The organism is Salinibius halmophilus, assembly GCF_003577475.1.
GTDB classification, from domain to species: domain Bacteria; phylum Pseudomonadota; class Gammaproteobacteria; order Pseudomonadales; family Natronospirillaceae; genus Salinibius; species Salinibius halmophilus.
This window is the reverse complement of record NZ_QPEP01000003.1, coordinates 280,291-304,055: the sequence shown is the minus strand read 5'-3', so window position 1 is coordinate 304,055 and position 23,765 is coordinate 280,291. Positions and strand designations below refer to the sequence as shown.

17 protein-coding genes are annotated in these 23,765 nt (G+C 44.9%); 11 read left to right on the top strand and 6 right to left on the bottom strand.

The window, feature by feature from the left end; translation table 11 throughout:
• The first annotated feature begins 198 nt into the window (after nucleotides 1-198).
• The 6 genes from dptF (at nucleotide 199) to DUW71_RS04750 (ending at nucleotide 11,180) form a co-directional block, all read left to right on the top strand.
• On the top strand, nucleotides 199-1,824 hold the full coding sequence (gene dptF / locus DUW71_RS04775) for a DNA phosphorothioation-dependent restriction protein DptF (protein ID WP_119394092.1): 1,626 nt from the start codon (nucleotides 199-201) through the stop codon (nucleotides 1,822-1,824).
• A complete protein-coding gene (gene dptG, locus DUW71_RS04770) occupies nucleotides 1,821-3,188 on the top strand; it encodes a DNA phosphorothioation-dependent restriction protein DptG (RefSeq protein WP_119394091.1) in 1,368 nt (455 codons plus the stop codon). Before dptF ends, dptG begins: the two co-directional genes overlap by 4 nt.
• A complete protein-coding gene (gene dptH, locus DUW71_RS04765) occupies nucleotides 3,169-8,256 on the top strand; it encodes a DNA phosphorothioation-dependent restriction protein DptH (RefSeq protein WP_119394090.1) in 5,088 nt (1,695 codons plus the stop codon). Before dptG ends, dptH begins: the two co-directional genes overlap by 20 nt.
• Nucleotides 8,246-8,923, top strand: coding sequence for a phosphorothioated DNA-binding restriction endonuclease (locus tag DUW71_RS04760; protein WP_199671150.1), 678 nt, complete (start codon nucleotides 8,246-8,248; stop codon nucleotides 8,921-8,923). Before dptH ends, DUW71_RS04760 begins: the two co-directional genes overlap by 11 nt.
• Before the next feature lie 213 nt (nucleotides 8,924-9,136).
• On the top strand, nucleotides 9,137-10,234 hold the full coding sequence (locus DUW71_RS04755; protein ID WP_119394089.1) for a hypothetical protein: 1,098 nt from the start codon (nucleotides 9,137-9,139) through the stop codon (nucleotides 10,232-10,234).
• Complete coding sequence (locus tag DUW71_RS04750; protein ID WP_119394088.1) at nucleotides 10,227-11,180, top strand: hypothetical protein; 954 nt, start codon at nucleotides 10,227-10,229, stop codon at nucleotides 11,178-11,180. The genes DUW71_RS04755 and DUW71_RS04750 overlap by 8 nt, the downstream gene beginning before the upstream one ends.
• Nucleotides 11,181-11,213: 33 nt before the next feature.
• On the opposite strand, the gene DUW71_RS18045 is transcribed toward DUW71_RS04750, so the two are convergent.
• The 5 genes from DUW71_RS18045 to DUW71_RS04725 all read right to left on the bottom strand — a co-directional run bounded on the left by DUW71_RS18045 (nucleotide 11,214) and on the right by DUW71_RS04725 (nucleotide 16,586).
• Nucleotides 11,214-11,519, bottom strand: a complete 306-nt coding sequence (locus tag DUW71_RS18045; protein ID WP_407690488.1) for a DndE family protein — start codon at nucleotides 11,517-11,519, stop codon at nucleotides 11,214-11,216.
• Between the two features lie 14 nt (nucleotides 11,520-11,533).
• A complete protein-coding gene (dndD, locus tag DUW71_RS04740; RefSeq protein WP_119394086.1) occupies nucleotides 11,534-13,474 on the bottom strand; it encodes a DNA sulfur modification protein DndD in 1,941 nt (646 codons plus the stop codon).
• Nucleotides 13,471-15,045, bottom strand: a complete 1,575-nt coding sequence (gene dndC, locus DUW71_RS04735) for a DNA phosphorothioation system sulfurtransferase DndC (protein ID WP_119394085.1) — start codon at nucleotides 15,043-15,045, stop codon at nucleotides 13,471-13,473. The genes dndD and dndC overlap by 4 nt, the downstream gene beginning before the upstream one ends.
• Nucleotides 15,042-16,124 carry a DNA sulfur modification protein DndB gene (gene dndB / locus DUW71_RS04730; protein WP_119394084.1) on the bottom strand — a complete coding sequence of 361 codons (1,083 nt, stop codon included), beginning with the start codon at nucleotides 16,122-16,124 and terminating at the stop codon, nucleotides 15,042-15,044. The genes dndC and dndB overlap by 4 nt, the downstream gene beginning before the upstream one ends.
• Nucleotides 16,125-16,406: 282 nt before the next feature.
• Nucleotides 16,407-16,586, bottom strand: coding sequence for a hypothetical protein (locus DUW71_RS04725; RefSeq protein ID WP_119394083.1), 180 nt, complete (start codon nucleotides 16,584-16,586; stop codon nucleotides 16,407-16,409).
• 181 nt (nucleotides 16,587-16,767) lie between these two features.
• Here DUW71_RS04725 and DUW71_RS04720 point away from each other — a divergent pair, with 181 nt between their 5' ends.
• The 4 genes from DUW71_RS04720 to DUW71_RS04705 all read left to right on the top strand — a co-directional run bounded on the left by DUW71_RS04720 (nucleotide 16,768) and on the right by DUW71_RS04705 (nucleotide 19,171).
• Nucleotides 16,768-16,956: a hypothetical protein gene (locus tag DUW71_RS04720; RefSeq protein WP_158583877.1), complete on the top strand. Its 189-nt coding sequence runs from the start codon at nucleotides 16,768-16,770 to the stop codon at nucleotides 16,954-16,956.
• A 320-nt stretch (nucleotides 16,957-17,276) separates the two neighbouring features.
• Nucleotides 17,277-17,861 (top strand): hypothetical protein, encoded by a 585-nt coding sequence (locus DUW71_RS04715; RefSeq protein ID WP_119394081.1) that lies wholly within the window; start codon nucleotides 17,277-17,279, stop codon nucleotides 17,859-17,861.
• A 42-nt stretch (nucleotides 17,862-17,903) separates the two neighbouring features.
• The gene (locus DUW71_RS04710; RefSeq protein WP_119394080.1) at nucleotides 17,904-18,161 is read left to right on the top strand and encodes a hypothetical protein; all 258 of its coding nucleotides are present in this window, start codon (nucleotides 17,904-17,906) and stop codon (nucleotides 18,159-18,161) included.
• 80 nt (nucleotides 18,162-18,241) lie between these two features.
• Nucleotides 18,242-19,171, top strand: coding sequence for an RDD family protein (locus DUW71_RS04705; protein ID WP_158583876.1), 930 nt, complete (start codon nucleotides 18,242-18,244; stop codon nucleotides 19,169-19,171).
• Between the two features lie 162 nt (nucleotides 19,172-19,333).
• On the opposite strand, the gene DUW71_RS04700 is transcribed toward DUW71_RS04705, so the two are convergent.
• Nucleotides 19,334-22,954 carry a Calx-beta domain-containing protein gene (locus DUW71_RS04700; protein ID WP_119394078.1) on the bottom strand — a complete coding sequence of 1,207 codons (3,621 nt, stop codon included), beginning with the start codon at nucleotides 22,952-22,954 and terminating at the stop codon, nucleotides 19,334-19,336.
• 450 nt (nucleotides 22,955-23,404) lie between these two features.
• Here DUW71_RS04700 and DUW71_RS04695 point away from each other — a divergent pair, with 450 nt between their 5' ends.
• Nucleotides 23,405-23,704: a hypothetical protein gene (locus tag DUW71_RS04695; protein ID WP_119394077.1), complete on the top strand. Its 300-nt coding sequence runs from the start codon at nucleotides 23,405-23,407 to the stop codon at nucleotides 23,702-23,704.
• The last annotated feature ends 61 nt before the right edge of the window (nucleotides 23,705-23,765 follow it).

Sequence of the window (23,765 nt, the reverse complement as noted above, 5' to 3'; positions counted from 1 at the left end):
ATCTATACGTTATGCAATTCCTAGTAGAATAAGAATCAATGTGTATCGCAATAAATTCCGACCATTTTTAACGAGAATATTTGAGGCCCTGCCAGAGCGTTTTCCAAACCTGCTTAACAACAAGAACCGACGACAAGCACTAGAAAGGGAAGCAGCAGCTTCCATAGTTACAACTGCTACTAAATCAGGAATAACACTATGCGCCTAAGAGAAGTGCTTAGCGTACTTTCAAAGTCTTCAGCATTAGCGGTAACAACCCAGAACGCTGTTGCAGATGAAGAGTTTCTTCAAATCAAAAGATATCTGCATGTTAAAACAGAAATTGAAGAAGCCTTTGAAAGCACGTTGAAAGAATTGCGAGCAGATCAAGTTCTGTTTCTATGTGGTAGTAGTGGAGATGGGAAATCAGAAATCTTAACGCGTTACAGCAAAAAATATGGTGAACGGATCGATTTCCACCTAGATGCAACGCACAGCTTCGATCCAGACGAAACGGCAATTGAAGCACTAAATCGATTGTTCGATGAAAACGCTCGTAGCCAGAAGCCCCTCGTTGTCGGTATTAATATCGGTATGTTAGCCAACTTCGCCCGAGAAGGATCTGAGCATTTAAATTCAGTTAAAAGTGCGATTAATACTTTTCTTACAGGAAAGCCTCAACCGACTGACAAAATTCAGTTTTTAGATTTTGAAGCTTTTCCAAAATTTAGGTTCGATCGTGAAGAAGTATCGGCCCCATTTTTCAGCAAGCTGATTAATCAAGTTGTTGTTGAAGATAAGGGAAACCGATTCAACGACTATTTAATTGGCGAGATACAGCTCGCGAACCAAGGGGATAGGTTGCTCGTTAGCAATTTCTTGTTGCTTCGCGACGCTACTGTGCAAAAGTGTATTGTCGAGCTGTTATTAAACGCTCGCATCAAACGAGACCAATTCATCACAGCTCGAATGCTGCTGGACTTTATTTATTGCTTGCTAACCGGGCCTAACCCATTATTTGATAATTTATTTCTGGGTGGCGAAAACGAGCTGCTGCAATCTATCGCTGAGTTTGACCCTTCGGTAATACGCACGCAGGAACTCGACCAGTTTATCTTGCACCGCCAGTTAGAAATCGAAAATCACGCATTCTCGGAGTACGTTGAAGAGTGCGCTGAAAAATACAGTCTTGTATTACCAAGCAAGCTTTCTCCTGCATCGTTGTGCCGATTAATGTTCATAACGTATCGTGCGGAGCTAAACAGCCAATATCCAAAGCAATTCGAACCTGCATTTAGCCAATCGCGGGTAAGCCTATATCGCACGATTTGGAATGCGCATTGGGCTTACGATGGTGAAGCCGAGAAAAAAGCCTCCCTTAGAAGGTTTTACAGCGACCTTGTGTTTAAGGCGGTTACTAATTTTGCAAATAGAAATGCTGAGTATTTAGGTAAAGACGTATTTTTTACCTCTCAGCATGGTGATATCACGTTAGCAGCAGAGGCTGAACTCAGCGTTGACTACAAAAAAATCGCTGCCGACGCCACGGCAAAAAATCCTAGTGTTCACTCATTTAATTTACACCTGAAAGTTAACGATACTCCACTGCTACCAATTCCAATGAATGCCAATTTACTTGACCTAATGTTAAGGGTTGTTGATGGCTTCAGACCAAACAAATATGAGCAGAATAGTGTTGTGCTGCTAGACGAGTTAGTGAACGAAATCGTCGAGAAAGTTAGCAACGGCGACACTCTGAAGTTCTTTAAGAGTGGTGAAGAAATCGCAAAGCTCAAGAATGTTGATGAAGGTGAAGAGTTTAGAGTAGGCGGGTATCGCGCATGAGTGTATTGAAAGAAAACCTGACGGTTGGCAACAACACCATTAATGGCTACTTTCCTGCGAGGACCACGTTAGCGAAGGAAGGTGAGTTTGACTGGGAAATCGCAGCAGCGGGCGTTATTCGAGCACTTTATCGAAAAACGACCAGCGCACTACTAACAAAAGATTATGATGGTAAAAAAGGCTGTAAGCTAGCTTACGCCGTTGAACAATATAAACTGCTTTGCAAAAGTCAGTTTGATGCAACTCTAGATGAAGCAGAGTTTTGGCAAGTACTCGAAGGTATGTACTTCAAAAATGACGAGTACCTTAAGTTAACACCAGCTGCTTCTCTTCTAAAGCTAGTGCCGCTTGCAAAGGGCGCACCCCAGCTCCGATTATCAGACTTATTTGTGAGCATGATGGGCGGCTATTACCTGCAAGATGCCAAAGCGCCGGCTAATAACTTCATTGAACAAAAATTAGTCGATGTTTTAACGAGCACAAAGGTATTAGAAGACATTAGTGCAAAAGAAGCTATGTCGAAAGGTATCTTAGAAAAGCCTTTCTTGCCATACCTCAGCCAAGCTTTCAAAGCAGACATTGCCTTTTTGTCACTGCATCCAAACTATTTACTGGAGCAGCTCCCAAACATGCTGCGCTTGTATGCCTTTTTATATACAACGCAATTGGCACTTAATATTAGAGGCTGGGCGGCAGCGCCAAGCCCAAAGCCGTTTTATTTCATTCTAGAAAACGAGCGAGCAAGTCGCGAGCGAAAGGTATTGGTAAACGACGGTTACCAAAACGCTAAGCGCTTTTTTGAATACATCTTCCCGTACTTAGCTATCTCCGAAATGCTGCAAGATCATACGAATGCTAGTTCCGGCAGACGTATACCCCTTTGGGAGCTTGCGCAGTCACTCACCGAAGCAGACAAAGGGAGATTAAAACTGTTCGCTAAAGACTTTGAAAAAAACCGATTTGGCGAACAAGAAAGTGAACTGGAAGTGGATTCGGAAAGTGCACTTGCCACCATCTTAGAGCTCGCTCACAAACAGTTTGCAAAAGGTGAGTCGCGTCAAGCTGCAGGTGAGAAATTCCTGCGCACGACCGAAGCCGAAATCTGTTCATCGTTCGCCAAAGCGCGGGGCAACATAGGCAAAATTGCTTGCCTCAACCAAGACTACATTGCGCTAATGACTAACTTAATAATCGGAGAAAAAGACAAGCTCAGTCTTTTCGAGTTGCTGGATGGTTTCAAGGAGCGTGGTATTTGCTTCGACAAGCAAAGTGTTAAAGGTTTGATTAAGTACTACGAGCGAGTAGGTAACGTTGAAAAAATGAGTGACAGTGGAGACGCGATCAATGTCCGTAAAACCATTTGAAGAATTTGTAGTCGACCACTTTTTTGCTCACGCCAATGGAGTCATAAAACCAGGTTTCAAGTATCAGTTTAAGTCACCAGATATCACTAATAGCGTGAAGCTTCAGTTTGCGTTTATTGATCGCCATACCTGCTTTTTAGATGCAAAAGGAAAGAAGCTATTTTGCATTGAAATAAACGGCGTAAAACTGTTACCCGTATTGCATAAAGACGGTGGCAGCTCTGGCTATACCGAGAACTTTATTTCATACCTGCGTGATGAGGTTTCGGCTCAGTCTGGAGAGTTCTCGGGTACCAGCTTGCTGATAATTCACAACAGTATGCTCGATACCATTATTAACAGCGCTGAAGATCTAACCAAGCCACATAGTATTTTTGCCCCAGAGAAAATAAAAGACTCGCTAGCTCAGTTTATTGACGAAAAAGATAGCTTCGAAGGGCAGGAAGTTTCCAAAATACTGCTCGACTACCAATACGAAATGATCATGGAAGATCGCAGCAGCATGTTTGGCTTCGAGACCCTACACCAAGCGATTGCCGACGGCGATATACGCTTTCATGAAATTGGATTGTTAGAAGACCCAAGTATTCTGCAGATGAAAGACAATCCAAAGCAAGTCAAAAAACGCTTGGATGAAAACAAAGCGCTTTACGATGAAATCACAAGCACACTAGAGCACTACCCAGATAACAAAGCAGATCACTTGCCAGACATGGGGCAGAAGTTTGTCGACAAGCACTTCGATGGTGAAGACCCTGAAGCATGGAAACAGCTTACGTTTGACCAAATCACCGAAGAACAAGACAAAAATAGGCAGCAAAACCTAACCCTAGTTGCCGAAAGCTCCGCGAGTGCGCAGCTTTTTGTTAGAACAAAAAGCGAAAAAAAGGCTGCGCAAAAAGAGCGCCACATGCTCATTGTCGTCGATGAAGACCGAGAAGATTTTGACATCGATATTGAGTTTACCGGCGACACCATTGGCAAGGCAGAAGTCGATTTATGGGATAAAACAACTGCCATTGACCCCGCTTCAATAGCCCCGCGTGGTGGCGCTAAAGAAACTCATATCACCTTGCTAGGTAAAATTGCTAGTCAGCCGTTGTTCTTCCAAGTCAGGCTCAAACGTGCCAAAAGCTCCGAAAAGTTTTCCTTTAAATGCCTGGTAGTGAAATCATGCTGGTTCAATACCAGTGCAATTTCAAATAGCCTCTTAGTTGACCCGAAAAAGGGCCGTGTCGTACTTCAAACCCAGGATTCAGATTTAGAAACCGGCGTTGGTGAAGCACTAATAACTGGCGACACAGTGAGCCTTGCTACACCGAACCAGGTTATTGATACAAGCTTGGTTAAATCAATTGATTTTGAAGACCTAGCAAACGAAGAAGACCAGGTTAGCTTTGAGTTACACAACGAAGATAAGGCTCTGCCAATATTTATCGAAGGTGCAGCCGCGACGGAAGACCTAGCGCTGCCCCTGCTATTGGATACGCGCCGTGGCAAAAAGCTATTTAAGTCTGGGTTCAACGGTACTTACAACACCTCGAAAGAACGTGTGTATGTTGATAACAAAGAGCTAAAAACTAGCACAGAGCAAAAAGAGTTTTTGAAGCGAGAGCAAGCTTGGCTCGATGACTTTTGCATTGCCAAACAATATGAATTCGAGACCAAAACTGACGATATTCGAGGGTTTGCACCTGATATCGCCGAAGCGTACGACAACTGGTTTAGCTACTTAATCGATCACAACACATTGCCATCTTTGGCCGGTTGGAATGATGTATACCTAGCGTTGGTGCAGGGTATTACATCGAGTTATCAGAGCTATATAGATAATATCGAGGAAAACTCGTACCTAGATGATCGGCACAAGAAAATCGTAGAACTTGGTATATGGCGCGATAGTGGTGAACAGTGGATTACGCCTGCAAGCCCGCTAGTACTCAACTACTATTTGCATCTAGTGAGCGAAGTAAAAGCTGATGCCGATGCAAGCTTTTTAACACTGCCACAGGTGACATTGAAGCGCCTTAATCCGCAAGGTCTTTTGCCATACCTGTATGATGAACATCACGAGTTCTCTTACGTTCAAGCTGTTGATAGCAACTGCTTCTGGCTACACTGTGTACCGCAGCAAGACACCGATTACAGCTATGTAACCAAACTTGTAAAAGAGAAAATTCGTGAGTTTAGTGAATCGTTCTCTGTACTCTTTCAAGATTCAGCAGGTGAAGTAAAGCCAACTCTTACGATTAACTCGATCAACAACTACGACAACCACGGGTTGTTCATAGGTATAGTTGAACACCTAATCCGAGTTAAAAATCGCAGTGTAAATATTCACGTGAATATTTACGACGACGAGTTTAATCGCACCGAGTTCGACAAGTTTGCCGATATGGCCAGCTTCGAAACCATTAAACAAACTTATGGCCTCAACAAGGGCGCAACGAAGGACCACGCCGACACGATTGCCGATCTAATGCGCAATCGCATTAGTTACAGCAAGTTCCGCCATCGTGATGTCGTAAAACATGAGTACGCGCATTTAAGCTTCTTCCGCAACAACGAAAAGGTTGAAGTGGTTGATGTAAACCCAGCCGAAAAACTATCGGGCATTAGTGCCGGTGGTTTAATAGCCGGTGAAGCTTCAGCAAGCGAGTCAGGCAACTACATCACTGGCTTTGGCTTGGCGCATGTTGATACCGGTGATAACCCATTACTCAAGTTTATTGCGACCTACAGCCGATTAATCAAACCAGCACGCAAAGCGGCATTTGAATACCGAGAGAACAGCGCCATTGCACTGGCTGTGAACGAACGTTTCAAAGCGCAGCTTGAAAAGAGCTACGACAGCTCAGTTTGGACGGCAATTATCGATCCAAAAGTCACGCTCGACTTTTTTGAAACCGACACAGATGCCTTGTTGATTCACTACTCCGACCAGTACACCAGCTCGGCAGGTTATGATGCAATCACTGTAACCAAACAGACTGACCTATACGACAACGTATTGGCTAAAGAAGATGGTGGCTTGGTTTCGGAGTTTAATGCCTTCAATGGCGAGTGGCTGTTAAAGCTGATCACCGACAACCCAAAGGTGCGTAAAGAACGCCGTGGCATTATTGCTGCCTATAAGCTTGTTAGTGTGCTGCTTGCCAAGTCAGACATCACTTGGGTGCCAATGTCTGCAGCCGAAATTGTTCGTGTATCGGGTAACATCGGCCTGAAGATGGATGAACAGGAGTTCTCGCGACATTTACAGGGCTACAAAACAGGTGCTATTTCCGACGACGTGCTCTTTGTTGGTTTTAAAGGCCAGCAAATGTACCTACTGCCACTCGAAGTTAAAACAGGTGTTAAATACGACGCAACTAAGGCTGTTAAGCAGGCAAAGGAACTAAGCCGATATTTGACTGAAGTATTAGAAGGTGGCGGCCTTGCCAGCCAGCTTTACCGTAGCTTGTTTGTGCGCCAAGCACTGATGCAAATCGACAAGTACAAGCTTTATTCAGTATTCCCGCAAGACTACTTCGAAGGTTTGTTAGCCAGTAAAGAGCTTTGGCTAAGGGGGGCTTACAAGCTCGCTCAATTAGCCAACTATTGCCAAGGCTTTGTTGTCGCCAATCTCGAAGATGAAAAGTGCTTCAGTACCTCGTCAGAAGTGGTCGATGACATTCTCAAAATCGAAGTGCCAGCGAGCTTTATTCGCACGACTATTTCAACGCCATTAACGGAGCTATGGCAAGATGCCAGCGCGACGGCTGCAGCCAAGTTAGGTGAAGGCTGTTACCTATTGCAGAGTGCCAGCGTAGTGAATGAACAACTGGCTGTTGCGCAGCCAGCAGTTCATGAAGACCTAGGTCAATTTGAAACAGCTGATTCAATAGAAGAGCCTGTTAAGCCAGAGCTGGGCGAAGTTGAACAAAAGACTTCCAATGAGCCGCTAAAGGTGTTGGTTGGGCACGAGGTGAACCACCAAGAACCTGTATATTGGGAGCCAACCAATACTGCTAAGTTTATGAATACCAACTCGGGCATTATTGGCACAATGGGTACTGGTAAAACCCAGTCTACAAAGTCTGTAGTGACCCAGCTCTATCGCAACCAGCACCAAAATGTTGATGGCAAACCAATTGGCATACTGATTTTTGACTACAAATCGGACTACGTTGATGACAAATTTATCAACGCGACTGCAGGTAAAAAATTCAATCTGCACAAGCTGCCATACAACCCGCTTAGTTTGTTTGGTGATACTCCTATGTTGCCAGTGCATACCGCACGCGGTTTTTCAGAAACTATGGGCAAAGCATTTAACCTAGGCACCAAGCAGCAGCTAAAACTGCGTAAGCTCATAGCTGAAGCCTACGAACTAGCAGGCATCGTAAAGTCCGACCCTAGTACTTGGTCGAAACCAGCACCAACAATGGCCGATATTTGGGCGTTGTTTGAAGAAAGTGAACCTGCTGAAGACTCTCTCTATGCCGCGTTAGAAAGCCTGTATGAGCTAGAGATCTTTGAGGACGACCATCAAAAGTGCACCAGTCTATATGAGTTAGTAGATGGTATTACCGTTGTAGAACTTGCTGGTTACCCATCAGAAATCCAAAACCTAGTTGTCGCGCTAACGCTAGACCTTTTCTACTCACAAATGCAAAAGCAGGGTAAGCCAGAAGTACGAGGCGATTTACGCCAAGTGACCAAACTGATTTTGGTGGATGAGGCAGATAACTTTATGTCTCAAAACTTCCCTAGCTTGCGCAAAATCCTAAAAGAAGGCCGCGAGTACGGGGTAGGGGTTATCCTTTCAACGCAAGATATCACCCACTTTAAAACAGGTGAGAACGATTACTCTGCTTACATCCTAAGCTGGGTGATTCACCGTGTTGCTCAGATAAAAAATCAAGATATTAAAGCCCTATTTAATATTGATGATAAGAACGAGCAAGAAAGGCTAATGAGCGAAATTCGCCAGTTAGAAAAGCACTATAGCTTGTATGTGAATGGTAATAAGCGGATTAAGAAGATTAAAGACAAAGCATTTTGGGAGTTGCTCAATGACGCCTGAAGAGCTCAAGGAAAAAGTACTCAATGTTAAGCGCTGGTCAAAAGGTGACCAGCGTGCTCCGAATAAACCCTTGATGATGGTTTATGTGCTTTCGAAGTACCTACAAGGCCATGGTCAGTTTTTAACTTACGACGAAACGCTCGATCGTGAAATGAAAGACTTGCTAATGCGTTATGGCCCGAGCCGAAAAACGTATCACCCGGAGTACCCTTTCTGGCGTTTGAAGAACGATGGTTTTTGGCAAGTTAATGGAGACGAAAAATGTCGTTCACGAAAGAGTAATACAGACCCAACAAAAAGCGAGTTAATACGGTATGGGGTTAGTGCCGGGTTTAGTGATGAAGCATATGCTGCACTACAGTCTGACCATCGCCTGTGCTTCGATCTTATTGAAACCATACTTTCAGAAAGCTTTCCTGAGACACTTATACCTGAAATTGAGAATGACTTATGTGTGAGATTGGAAACTAGGAGGGTAGCAAACCGTGATCCCGATTTTCGAGATAAGGTTTTAGCAGCTTACAATTATCGCTGCGCAATTTGTGGGTATCAGTTAAAACTAAACGGAATATACGTAGGACTTGACGCTGCACATATTAAGTGGAAGAAATTCAACGGACCATGCTGTGTTAAAAATGGCTTAGCTCTATGTGCACTGCATCATTGAGCATTTGATAATGGTGCTTTTACGGTTGATAGTAATTATAGATTAAAGGTTTCTGAGAAGTTAATAGGTGATATGCAGTCAAAAAAACTATTAGACAACTTCAATGGAAGAATTATTGGTAATGGTTTTGATGTTGAAAGTCTTCCCAGTATGGAATATTTTTTCTGGCATCAAGTAGAAGTTTTTAAGTGATTTAATTGTAGGTGAGATTTTATGTCTAATATTGAGTTTATATCTTTATCGAAACTAAATCTGGATAAGTCAAATCCTCGATTGCCGTCGAAGTTTAGAAGCGGGGATATTGATAAAAAGGCGATAGTGAATTGGATGCTAGAAGATGCCAGTATTATTGAGCTTATGCTTGCGATAGGTAATGCTGGGTTCTTTATTGGCGAATCACTCTTAGTGATAGAAGAGAGTGATGGGCGATTTACAGTTGTTGAAGGGAACAGAAGGCTGACATCAACCATACTTCTTAAAGAACCTGATTTAGCGGAGATACATCGTAAAAAGGTCGACCAAGTTATTAAAGAAACTACTGAAAGGCCAGAAGAAATTCCATGTATTGTCTTTCCGTCTAGAGAGAAAATTAACAAGTACTTAGGTTATCGGCATGTAACGGGTGTTAAGTCGTGGGGTATCCTTCAGAAAGCAAGATATTTGTCTGAGTTGAAAAATGACTACCAAGATCTTGAATTTTCTAAAATGTGTAGGGAGCTTGCAAAGTCTATTGGTTCGAGAAGCGATCATGTAAGGAAATTATTGGTTGCATACGAAATATATGAACAAATCGAAGATGAAGCATTTTATAAAATTAAAGATTTAGATGAGACCTCAATATTTTTTAACTATTACGCAGATTCTTTGAGTCGAGAAAATATTAGAGACTTTATTGGGGTAGATATAAAGTCAGAGAACCCGTTGGATAATGTAAATGGTAATCATCTTGAAGAGTTGACTCGATGGTTTTTTGAAAAAAATGATCAAAATAAGGCCAGGCTCAAAGGTGATAGTAAGCATTTGGGGATGCTTGATAAAGTTTTAGGCAACACCGAAGCTAAGGACTACTTCCAATCGGGAACGGGCTCTATTCTGGAAGCATATCAACTTGTTTCAGTATCAAGCGAGTCATTTGATCATGAAATTGAGATGGCGCTTTCGGGTCTGAAACGAGCTCAAAATATCATTCATAATGTTGAAAGACATACGAACCCAGATACTATTAAAACTAAACTCAAGGAAATATTTACTTTAGCTAAGAACATGAAAGCAATTGTTGAATCATCAGAGGAAGATTCTTGGGATGATTGAGTTTAAGAACTTAGACAAGCCTCCGAGATGTAGTAGGGAAAATACTCACTATTATTGTGACTATGTAGAGCTTATGGCATTGTTAGATGGGGGGGATGGCGTTGGTGTTTCTGAAGTATATGATAGGTTTTATGAAGATGAACAGATCGGAGAAATTGGTTCAGAAGGTGGGGCAGCTTCCAACGAATACTGGGTTTCTTTGATTGAAGACTGGTTTGTTGAAATAAACTCTCGAGTTGAGGCATATGCCACATTTTACCCTTTTGAAAGGAAAAATAATCGGCTTGTATTAAAGGCAGAATTAATAGAGGAAAACTATTTATATATTAGCTTTTTGTTGTGCTCATTGCTTAGGTATATTGATGGTACTAGCAGATTGGCAGGTGCCTTTGAATATGCATCTTATTTTGCTATGAAAGGGTACTTGCCTGGTTTTGCAGAGTCATACCCATTTGGAGTGTCAAATGGAAACTCTAATAGGTACACTGGTAACTTAGAGAATAAGATTCGAAGGCTAGGTGATGATCTTGGGTATTCAGTTAGTCAGAAAGCTAACGTATTTAGAAGAAGAGATAATGGTGATGGTGGGATAGACATCGTTGCTTGGATCCCTTTTTTGAATGATGTAAATAAAGATAAGAAAATAGTATTTGTAGGTCAAAGTGCGGCAACCCTAGACTGGCCAAATAAACAAGGCAGTGTGTCTAGAATTAACTCATTTTTACATATAGATAATAATGTAGTTAATACGCTTTTTGTTCCCTTTGATATGAGAGATTCAGATAGAAATATTTGTGAATGGAATCAAGTTACCACTGATTTACTTTTTGATAGGGTTAGGATGCTCTCTTTAATACCCGTCAATGAGTTTTTTGAAACAGAAGTTGGTCGGGAAATGAAGGAGTTTGCCCTTTCTGCAGCCTCATTTGAAGAAGACCTTGTATAACTGTTTGAAGAGGGCCTACTCAAGGCCCTTAATTTACCTAGCTATAGATCCAAAGCCATTCTTAACATGTGCAGCCCAAGCAGATGCGAGTAGTTCACCTGGCAAATTCGGGTATTTTTGAACTAGGATTAGTTCTATGGTTTGGAGGCAACTACCAAACCAAGTAACCTTATCCAACACCATTTGGCCATCCGAGGAAACTGTTGTATCCCCTGGTTCGTAGGTAAACCCAGATTCGATGCTTTGAAAAAAAGCCAATCGCGAAGCAGCATTTGGCGAAATGCCAGTCGTTTGTTTATAACGCTTTAATTTTTCTTCTGTGCCGCGGTCTAAGCACATTCTATTCGGTAACATTATTGTGCCTCCTGAGCTTGCTGCCAAAAGTAGCCTTCATTCAAGGTTGAAGCTTTGGCGGTGGCATTAAACTGAATTTCGTAACTGTGTGACAAGTGCGGCTCTAGCCATTGGTAGTATTGCTCGTCGACTTCGGTATCGGTCGAGAGTACGACGACTTGGTGGCTGGCATTTGGTAAATAATGCTTAATCAGCTTGTCGCGGTGAGCTGAATCTAAGCGGCCAAGAGGCGTGTCGATAATCACTGGTAGCTTATGGCCAGAAACCTTGCCTAGTGCCTCTAGAATCGCAATGGCGTAGATTTGTTTTTCGCCTGCCGACAGTTGTTTGCGATTAATCACTTTGCCGTTTTCGTCGATTAGCTCAACGTCGAAGCTTTCTGGGTTAATACGTGCGCTAATGTCTAGGTCTTCTTTACGAGCTAGTTGCTGATAGCTAGTGATAAACTCTTGCTCAAGCTGTTTTACACGTAGAGCCGACAGTTCATGAGCAAAGTCGGCTAATACTAGCTGTGCATTTTGCGCGTTCTCGATGCTCTCGCTGTATTCAAGCTGGGCTGCAAGTTCGTTGTGTAAACGCTGTTCTTTGCGGGCAATGTCTTGCGCCTGCATGTAGTCTTGTTTTAGCTCTTCTAGTAGCTTCACGCGCGTGATAGCTGCTTTGGTTTTGTTATCTTCTGCAGTGCGTAGCTTGTTTAGTAGCTTCTCTAACTGCTCTTGCTGTGGAGCGCGCTGCACGTTGTCGCGAGCTTGCTCTAACTGATTGTCGAGCTGTTTGATTTGCTTGCGAATCTTTTTAACATCGCGCTCTGCTTTAACCGCTAGGTCATTGATTTGGTACTGCAGCTGGTGGTATTCGCGGTCAGAGAGGTCTAGTAGAACCTCGCTGTCGTCGAATTGAACCGAGGACTTAAGATGCGCGATGGTGCTTTGGTCTAACCCAACTTGGTTGCCTGCAAGTTGGTCGAGCTTATTTACGAAGGCGCGATTCTCTTTAATTTCTGCTTCTTTGCTTAGCTGCTCTAGCAAAGCTTTCGTCGCATTCTTCGCCAGCGAGATGGGGTAGAAACCGTCGATATGGTTGCGTAATTGTTTCTCTAAAGCGGCCTTTTCTTTAACGATGTCTTCTACTTTTTTTAGCTCGTCTTCGCGAGATTGCGCCCAAGCACCACCTTGCTCGCTCATTTGCTGTTCAATTAGGCTGATCTCTTTTTTGGCGAACTCGACTTGGTTATTTACTTTTGTCAGTTCGTTTTCTTTGACCTCGGCTTCGCTGTCGAGCTGTTTACGCTGTTTGGCATATTCGGCTAGTTGCTCGCGCGTTTTTGCATCGGCTTTGGTTACACCTTCTTTTTTTAGGTGAATGGCTAGGTCGCTTTGCAGTTTTTCAACTGTATTGAGGCCAAGTAAACGTTTAACCGCGGTACGCAGAATAGTGCCACTCTCATCTTCAGCCAGTTCGGCAATTTTTTCACCATCAAAAAAGAATAGCTCTGCCACACCTGCGGGAATAATGCCATCTAGGTAGCTTTGGCACTGGTCGTATGACAGCTCTTGGCGCAGGGTTTTATTTACAAAAATATGTAAGTCGTCTTTGCTATCGCGCTGCCAGCTACGAATCACTTTAATCGTCGACGTTTGCCCTTCTTGGCTGTACTGAAACGCCAGTTCTATGCGTGCATCGTTTGGGTGTAAGGTCTCGTTACCCAAGTGAATTAGCTGGCTAAGCTTTTCGATGTATTGCTTTTGAGTTAGGTTGCTACCCAAAGCACGCTGGCCATACAGGGCAAGCTTGATGGCAGACAAAATACTAGTCTTGCCCGCACCATTTAAGCCGCCAAATAGAACTAGGTTTCTACCTACGCCGTCTGGCGTTAGGTCGATATTGTGTGTGCCTGCAAATACTCGGTAGTTATGAAGCGTAAGAGATTGAATAATCATAGACCTACCTCGTCTGACTTGAGCTGCTTGCGAAGGTAGACAATGGATTCTTCATAGTCTTTGATCACTTTTTCTTGCAGGTCAAACTCTGCTTTGGATTGTAGTGCTTGTTTTTTTTCTTCAATTTGCTCTAGCGTGCCCCAGTCTTTACTCAAAATGCTGCTGATGCTTTTGAAAATGCCAGAGCGTTTGTTTAAACCTTCAGACTTCATTTCTAGGTCTAATAGCTTCATGATCATTTCGGCTTCAACGCCATACGTGGCGCATACTTTGCGAAGCACATCGACATCTTTTTTGTCGAAGTGATTGTTATCGTCGTGTACCCAATTCAGGTGCTCGCCGTACACATCGAAGTAGATGTCCGGTAGTTCGTCAGCCCAATCTGGCTCGTTAGGGTCGATTAGCCACTCTTGGCGAATAGCGTGCAGCTCTGGCTCAGTAATCAAAGTAATTTCGCGACCAGAGTCGTTAAAGTCTTTTTGCATTTGCAATAGTTGCTTTAACCACTCTTTACGATACTTAAGAAAATACGGGCCAGGGATATGCTTGCGCACTGTTTCTAGGTCTTCACCTTCTTTAGCACGTTGGTACATGATGGTACCAGTACGGCGCTTGTGATTACGGTAGATAGTCTTTTTATCGACATCTCCAGTCATCGACAAGAAATCGCGAAACTCTAATAGTGGCTTCATCCACTCTTCGCCATTACGCACTAGGCTTTCCATTGCGCGGTCGTTAGTTACAACGGTACAAGTCCAGCAACCAAAGCGCGAGTTACCACACGAAGGCGTGCTTTCATCGATTACCAGTGGGCATTCGCCTTGGTCGGCCGATGCAGCGTAGAGCATCCATAAACCAAAGGTGCTAGCGCCCCAAGGTGCTTGGTGGTCGTCGAGATCTCGGATGACTTTCCATACGTCTTCGGTCGACCAAGTTTCAATTGGTGTATAGATGAAGGCATTCGACAGGGTTTTATGACGACCAAGGTTGGTGCCATCAATTTTATGCTTTTTAATGACTTGTGCACGCGAGGCACTCTCATCGGTACGTGCACCTAGCAAGATAACGACTTCTTCGTACTTGCTAACTTTGTCTTTAATGAACTCAGACACAGGGTCGATTTTCATACGTTCGGTACACCACCGGAATTGGCGTGTTGGGGCCGGGTAGCCTTTACCTAATAAACACGTCCAAAATGTGTCGGTTGGTGGTGGCACAACTTGGTGCGTGGTAATTGGTAAGCCATCACGCTGAGCACCAGAAAAAATGTCGTTGAGTGAAGTAGAAATATGATCAACAACGACTGGAGTCTCTACCAAGGTATCTGAAGAGATTACAAACACTGGTTTAGTTAGCTTTTCTCTCGGCAGGCCATAAAGTGCTAGGTACACCAAGATAGCAACTGCGGTTGAGTCTTTACCGCCACTATATGCTAGTACCCATGGGCGATTGTCTGCCAAGTAGGTTAGCTGAATCTCTTGCAGTTTGTCGGTTAATGGCATTCCACCTAAGATTTCTGATTCAATAAAATCAGCACAGCGGTCTAGTGGTGAATCGCTAAAAAGGCTCATTGTTCAATCTTCTTTTCTAATTCGATATCACTCTCGGAAAGTTCTAGACCAAGAGTCTGTTTTAATATATTGGCAGTCAGCTGAATATTGGTTGAGGCCTTGCTCAACTTATTATGCTGCATGCTGCGATTACGCCAGATAGGATTTGATTTGCGCCAATCAACTTCTTTTAGCTTCGGAATGAGTTCTTGCCAGCTATCTGGGTAGGCTTCAATTAGAGCGTTACCCGCAAAACCAAGTGCGTGTAAGCCAATGCCATGGGCATGAATGTACTCTTGCCTAAATGCAGCAGGCGATAGCTCTTTTTTGTGAATTTGTTGCCACTCAGGGGTGGCATTGTACACGGATTGCCAGAACTCGATAGCCAAATTTGTTTGCTCGGTTGTGGCGGCTGCTTTCGTAGATAAACCAAGCAATGAACGCGTAGCTTGTTTAATGCTGCTAAGTGTAAATAGCTTAGGGCTTTTAGCACTAATGCTCGACTTTTCCATTTCGGTAAAGCCCACAAATGGCATTGCTTCTGCGGCTAATATGCGAGCGGCTTCGCTCGATTGGTCGCGCTTGTCATAAAGTGTAGAAAGCGACGGGCTAGGCTTCACAGCATACTTGTTCAGGTCAGCAAACATCTGCTGGCTTTTCTTGAGACCTTCATCGACAAAGAACAGTACTGGAATATTGTCGGAGCCCAAATCTGGGTTTTGCTTGAGTGCTTCTTCAATGGCTTTACGGCGGTGTTGGCCATCGTTAATTAGAATCTGCGCGTCTAGCGGTACTTTTAAATTACCAAGCTGAGAACCTGATTCGTACCCCTCGAATTGAACCTCACTGCCCACTGAAACGGTAATAGCAGAGAATGTGTAATCCTTAGGGTTGTCTACTAGGTACTTAACGATTTCAGGAATACGACTTAGATTTAATGTACGCTGCGCTCTAAGTTCAGGCGGAACTTCGTCTTCATCGAACACGAACATTTTTGGAATTGTTCGAAGCGGGCAAGTGGCAATATAAAAGGGGCGACCCGCCTGAAAACCACGAACTGCAGGAAAGCTATAACAATAGCTTGAATCAAAATTTGACATACTTCTTCCTCTTTAGTTCGAAAGTACGTTAAATATAACGTACCGTTGTTCGAATTTCAGTTACAATTCGTACATTGTACGTTAAATGATGCGTAGGGTTGTAGGTCGAATACGAGATAAACGGCATATTTTTGCCACTGGTAGGCTTGAAGTCTATTTAATCCTAGTTGTAATTTAACTGTATGTAAATACAGCTTTGTGGGGCGGAGGTGGATTCTTAAAAGGCTCAGGCTTTTCGACTGGCGCTGGAACAGTGTTTGCTCCAGTGCCAGTGTAGGTGGATTAATTCTGAGTTTTTAAACTTCGATTTCTTAAATTAAGCCAAACAGCAATGCCACCCGCTATTGCCGCAGCGAGTAGGTTGCCGATCGCCACTTCATCATGCGCGATGTACTGTAGTGTGTACGAGATCGACTGCTGTAGTAAGTAGATAGTGATGAATAGATTCAAACGCTTGTTCATTTATTAGCTCCTTCGTTTTGGAGGCTAAATTTTGTCACTTGTGAAAAATTGATGTGGCAGATTTAGGGGCTGGATTGCCCCTTTTGCGTCACTTTACAAATTTTTACATTTATCTGTTGCTGAGCTACCCGCCACGTTTTTGCATTTAAAACAGTTTTTGGCTGCCAATGGCATGTTTGTGGTGAGTTTTAAGTATGGCGATAGTGAGCGGGTAAAAGATGGCCGCGCGTTTACCGATTTGAATGAAGCGCGCTTGGCCGAGGTGATTGGGTTGGTTGATGGGCTTGAGATTCGTGAGACTTGGGTGACAGGGGATAACCGAGTTGGGGTTGATGGGCGATGGTTGAATGCGGTGCTTTCGGTGGTTTAGTGCTTTTCTTCGGTGGCTGGATCCCCGGTAAAAGCACCCGGGGATGACGGCACTGGGCATGACGGGGTTTGGTGGTTTAGTCCTCTTCTTCGGTGGCTGGATCCCCGGTAAAAGCACCCGGGGATGACGAGATAGTGCACTGGGCATGACGGGGTTTGATGGTTTGGTCCTCTTCTTCGGTGGCTGGATCCCCGGTAAAAGCACCCGGGGATGACGGCACTGGGCATGACGGGGTGGCGGCTAGCCTTTCAGCCAGTTGTGCTGCTGGTTTTTTGAGCTATATTGCAGAAGTGTTACAAGTTTAATCAAGGATGATAAAGATGAAAGCTGTGGTGTTTGCGCTGCTGGTGTGTGGTTTTTTGGTTGGCTGTGCGTCGGTGCCGCGCGATGCTTACCGGTTGAACAAGGAGGTGGGTGAGGGCATTCAGGCCATTCATCAGTCGAACCTTTCTTTTACTCATTATTACTTTTCGCAAAAGCGTGCGGCTGTGAATGCTGCGCAAGCTAAGGCGTTGTCGGGCTTTTTTGCCACTATTTCAGCCGCTGCCCAGCAGCCCAATGCACCGGCGCTTACTGCGGCCGATTTATTAGAAATTGAAAACCAAGTGCAGGCCATTCAGCAGCAGGCGCAGGCTAAACACGAGCAGTTATATGTGGCCGAGCAAACGCTTCGCAGTGCCCTAAACGATGACTACGCAGCGCTGGCAGCGGCCAATAAGGAGCTGTCGGCCATGTTAAAAACCATTCACGATATCGAGGCGGCCAAGGGGCGTACCATTACGGCGCTGAACTTGCAGTCGTTAGAAACCAAGTTAAACACTCACCTTGGCGATGGCCTAGAGCCGGTGTCGGAAACGGCAGCGCTGCTTGAAGCGATTGAAGACCTTTTACAGTCCGATTCTTAGTTCCAGCAATCTTTGGCATGTATTTAAACAAGGAGCCACCCCATGAGTAATTTTTGGCAAAACACCATTCGTACGGCAGGCGAACAATCGCGCAATGAGTTTAACCAAGCTGCCAGTGATATTTTAGCCGACGACATCGCCACGCTACTACCGCAAGATATCAATGTAGAAAAGCTGGCCGAAATGCGAAACATTGTGCGCGATGCACGGCTAAGCAATAAAGATAAGGCAAAACAGCTTAAAGCCATTGCCGAGTTTAACGAGGTGGCGGTGGCCTTGTTGTCGCGGGCGTTTAAGTAGGCGCTACTTGTGACCGCCGCCTTACTATTTTTTCCCTGTGCTTTGCTACTATGGTGTTTTCCCTCCTAGCAAGGACACCCATGAAATCTTCAAAGGCTTTGTATTTGCCGGATGCCGCCGGCTTTTGGCGTAGGTTTTCGGCGTTTGTGGTCGACTGCCTTATTGTTGCGCTTTTAGGTTTGTTAATTGGTATGGCACTGCACGACTGGCTAGCAAGCATTGGCGGTTATGCTCGCTTGGTAGGGTTTGTGGTAGCGGTGGCTTATTTTGGTGTGCTGGATAGCAACCTGCTAAAGGGCCAAACACTAGGCAAGTGGATGTTTGGCATTAGTGTGCGCAGTGCCAGCGGCGCTTATGTGGCGTTACCGGTTGCGTTGTTGCGCGCTGCTATTGTTGCCACCCCTTGGATGCTAAACGGAGCGCCTATTCCTACGGCAGTGTTGTTCTCGGTGGTGGGTATGTTGGTGTCGGCACTTATATTTGGCTTGGCAGTGGGTTCGGTGTATTGGTTTGTGGCGAATAGGCGCACGCATCAAATGTTGCACGACCTAGCGCTTCGTACCTACGTGGTGCGCAACAAAGCAAACCCATTTAAACCTGCGCCTGTTAACAATAAGCATTGGCTAGCGGTGGCAGCCATTTTTGTGGTGAGCATGTTGGTGCCGGTGTTTACTGGTTCGCTTGCTAAAACCGAGATGTTTAGTGAGTTGCTGCGTGTGCAAAAGCTGGTGAGTGATATTCCAGATGTCAGCATGGCCAGTGTGTCGTTTGGCACCACCGACGACTTCGCTCAGCAAGCCTCGTTTAACACGGTAAGTGTATCGGCGGTAGTCACCAAAAAGCAGTTTATGACCGAAGGCTATGCCCGCGACGTTGCGCAGTATGTGATTAGCAACAGCAGCGAGGCCGCCAGCCGCGACAAAATTTATAGCATGGTTTCCTATGGCTACGACATGGGCATTGCTAGCTCGTGGCAGCGAACGGGTATTTGGTTAAATATTGCGCGGTAGTGAGTCGTCATTCCCGCGTGGGGTTAGCGGGAATCTAGTTTGGCAGTTGAGTACAGGTATTTGAACCGAGACTAGACCCCGATAAAAGCACTCGGGGGTGACGTGGTGGTTAATCGGGACATCCCCGGTGGTTAATCGGGACATCCATGTCCCGAATCACGTTTAATGCGTTTTTCTGCGGCTTGCCATTAAGCCAGCTACGAGTAGTAAGCCAAATAAGCCACCAAAACTACCCGACTTCTCCTCACCACTGTTGTTTGCTGCTACCTGCTGGTTTGGCTGTGGCGCAGGGGTTGCGGTTGTTACAGCAGTTGGTGTAGTGGTTGGGTTTGTTGTTGGGCTTACTGTAGCCGTTACCACGCTTGTTGGCGTAACCGTTGGTGTCACCTTTGCTGTAACGACAGGGGTAACCGCCTGTGTTGCGCTTGGCGTTACTCTTGGCGTTACTACAGTCGTAATGGTTGGTGTAACGGTTGGCGTAATTGTTGGTGTTACAACGGCTGTAACGGTTGGCGTTACATCTGGCGTTGCAGTTGGGGTAACAACTGTGGTTGGTGTAGCAACTGGCAAACCATGCGTTTCATCGTCGATAATCATTACCGTCGCGCTGCTGGCGCTGCGGTCTATTTGAGCGCTAACTAAAGCGTTGCTGCTTTCTACTTTAGTAATGCTTACTTCAAACAGTTCGTCTTCCTCTTTTAGGTCATCGTTAATTAGCTTTATATCAATCTGTTTAGCGGTTTCGCCATCGGCAAATATCACTTGGCTTACAGGTGCTTCAAAGTCTGTACCGGCATATGCTGCAGGCAGTGTCTCGGGTGCTGCTTTTAGTGAAAGGGTCACAATACCATCGCTGCCTTCGGTGCGCTCAATCATCACCGACGCCACTCCGCTTGCCTCGTTAAACCCATATAGTAACGAGCGAATTGAGAAGGTACCTGGTTGTGGTTTGGCGTCGTCGTTTAGAATCACCAAAGATTTGGTGGTGGTTGCAAAGGTTGCACCGCCTTTTACGTTGAAAATTTGAATGCCGAAGCCTTCATCTTTTTCGTAAATGCCGTCGTCGTGAGTTTGCAATTTAATGGTTTTCTGCGTTTCTTGGTCAGAAAATACCAGAGTGCCGCCGGTTACCAAGAAATCGTCTTCTAGGTTACTGCCATCTAGTCGCCAGCTTACCAGTTGTTGCTCATCAAACCCGCCTGAGCGCTCAACAATTACGTGCTTTATCGGGTCGCCTTCGAACCAGCGCATTTCTGAACTGGTAGTAGTGATGCTAATTTTACCCGGGTTTTGTGGTCGCTCTTCATTGTCGGTAATGGCAAACTCTTGCACCCCGTCACCCGTTAAGCCACCTGTTGGATTAAGAAGTTCAAGTTCAAAATTAGACGAACCGCCTTCGAAATAGGTGTTGTCTATTATTGGTATTTCAATGAACTTGCTGTCGTACTCTAAGTCTTTCCAAGTTAGCGTGCCTTGCACGGCCTGGTAGTTTTCACCTGCCAATGCGCTGCCATCTATTGTTTGGTAGTCAACAGACACCTCACCGTCTCGTCCATCTTTTCGCTTAACTTCAATAGATAAAATGCCAGCCGACTCTTCTACGTTAATCGGTCTATAGGTTCTTCCCCAATCAAGGCTGCCTATTTGCCTTTCATCATCTTCAATCACTAGCTTGGCAGTGGAAGCACCTGGAAGGATATTGGCACCACCTTTGATGTTAGATATCTCAAAAGTGATCGACTGTTGGTTATACTCGCGGACTGAATCGCCGTTTACAGGTACTTCAATAACTTTGTCCGCAGTATCTCCGTGTTCCCACGTGATGGTTTGATTGTTTGGAAAGCTGTAAAATTGCGTTCCAATATTCTCGACATCAATATCATTAATAGTGAACGTTACCGTGCCATCGCTGCCACCTTGGCGCTGTAATACTAGTTCACCGTTAGGCACAGCCCCTTCAATCATGGTAAATTCGGGCGCTTTAAAGGCAATGGTTCCTTGTGCCGCTTTGGCTGCGCCAAACTCAATTGCACCGCGGTCACAGGCTGTTTGGTCTGCGCGTAAATTGCCCAACGCATCTACTCGATAATTAGCGCAAGCTGTTTTATTGGCTGTATTAAGTAGTTGGGCGCCTTCAGTAGCTGTCATGATGCCCTGCTTGGCATCCCAATTTTGCATTGCCGTTGTGGCCGCTACATCGCCAGTCGCGGCACTGAATGCGGAGCAGGTTGTGCTGTCCAATAGCGCATTGTACCCAAGTGATGTCATACCGGCAGTACAGGCATTTGTGGCAGCCTCTAGCACACTATTGCTAAATGACATGCTATGTTTAGTCGCATCGTTAAACGCTACGAGTGGCTGGTCTGTGTTGGGTGAATAAATGGTAGTGAAGTTTGCTTCATGCTGGCCTGCACCAACATATATAGCTTGGCCAGCTTCACCTGCGCTGTTGTTCACTAATAAAACGCTGTTTAATACTGTGTCGGTACCAAGATACAGCGCGCCACCCCATTTTGTAGTTTTATTATCAATGAAAGATGTAGCGTAAACTTCTACCCGGTTGGTAGACCCGCCACCGTAGCCAGTATGTAAAACACCATGCACTGCTTGGTTATTTTCAAAGTGGCTGTTGCCCACATAACTGCCAGAGTTAACACAAACAATGCCATAGTTATCGGTGGCGGTGTTGTTGGTAAACCTAGTGTTTACAATTCTGGCAACGGTGCGATCGTCTGCTTCAATAGCTGTGCAATTTCTTGCTGTTAAGTTGTCAAAAACGGAGTTCTCAACTGTTAAACCACTATGCGCATAGATACCAGTGTACTGTGGGTAGTCTGCCGTAAGGTCGCTGATATTTGAGTTTGTTACATTCACATAGTGTGCATATATGAATCTGCCACTTGAGTTTTTGATCGTGGCATTGTCAACAGATACTCGGGTTCCTCGAACTATATTGTTAGTTATCTGCGAGTTATCCACTTTGAAGTTCTGCAGTGAAATCTTGCCCGTCGCGTTGGCACTATATTCGTAGTAGTAGCTGTAAATCGCTGTGTTAAGTTTTACATTCGTAAAGCTTAGTTGGTCGGCAGTTAGGAATGAACCACTGCTGGTATAAATACCATACCCCTTACTTGGTGAGTCAGTGCCAATAAAGGCAACACTTGCCAAGTCGACGGTCGCTTCACTGCTATGAATACCGGTTGCATACACTTCGGTATTTTCTGGTGTGTTAAGGTTATTCTGAAAAGTACAGTTACTAATGCTAGCCGTACTGTCTTTGGCGGCGTAAATCGCGCCAGAATCTGCAATTAAATTGTTCTGTACCGCGCAGTCGCTCAGCACCAAGTTACCTTGGGAGCGAATTGCCGAACCGTTATTTGCATTGCCACCGGTTAGGGTGACGCCCGACAACGATAGCGATGCGCCAGTGTGAACGTCTATGAGCCGGTTAATATTCCTTCCGTTAATGGCAGTTGCGTCCACACCTGCCGCTTGAATCACAATGTCGGTCAGTATATCTAGGTCACCGGATTCACTAGCGTCTTCTTCTGTGCCACCACGTGCAATGAAGTACTCGTTAGTGCCCAAGATAATTGTATCTTGTTCAGGCGTTTGGTTTGCCTCCATTACAGCGGCACGTAGCGTGCAGTTGCCGTTGTCGTCTTGGCAAATGCCATCTCCAAGGTTGCTGTCTATGGTATCCATTGTGGAGTTAACGGTGAATTCGGCACCGAGGCTGAGGCTGGTAACACAGGCTAGGGTAGGCAACAGAAGTCGCTTCATATTAGTCCCTTAATATTTGTTGAACGAAGCGAATATAATGTCTTTGAACTGCATTAGGATCAACTGGCTTTCGGGGTAGTAAACTAACTGGTTGGGCAGGCTTTTGGGTGTTTTTTGTTATGGTTTTCGTGTGGGTTAGTGATTGGTTGCGCGGGGTGGTTATTAACCGAGGCTAGACCCCGATAAAAGCACTCGGGGGTGACGTGGACATCCCTGTCCGCAAACATTCGCTGCGCGAATGATTTACGGACCTACTTGGTGGTTATTTGGGCTATCTATGTCCGCAATTGTCCGCTTCGCGATGAGTGGTGTTGAACAGCGCGTATACTATTGATATCTTCTTTCCACGGCATGGCCAACACTGGCCAGCCGCTATTTCTACAACTGAAGGGAATCTTATTGTGACTATGGACCCGCCACAGCGCAAAAGTTACGCAAGGGTGCGTCAGCATGATTAAGTATTGGATAAGTATTGCTTTTTATCCGGTCATTGTTATGGCATTTGCTGACCGCTTCTACAGCCCATATGCAGTGAATTTGGTGCTTTTTTTAGGTGCTATATTTCTTTTTATCAACGTCATAGGCGGTTTTTTGTTGCATACCTATCGCTACAAAACTGGCTTTGTGTTTGCAATCATTGGCGGTATCCCATTTGTACCCTATGGCTTATTGCCAATCGTTTTTGCTCGAATGGTTTGCGACGCTAAAAAGCGGGCTGAGTTTGTTACCGAGTTCGAGCGAGGCGGCTAAAAAACCAAGCTGCCCCCATAAAACCACTCAGGGGTGCAGTTTATTTTCAGGGTTAATAAAC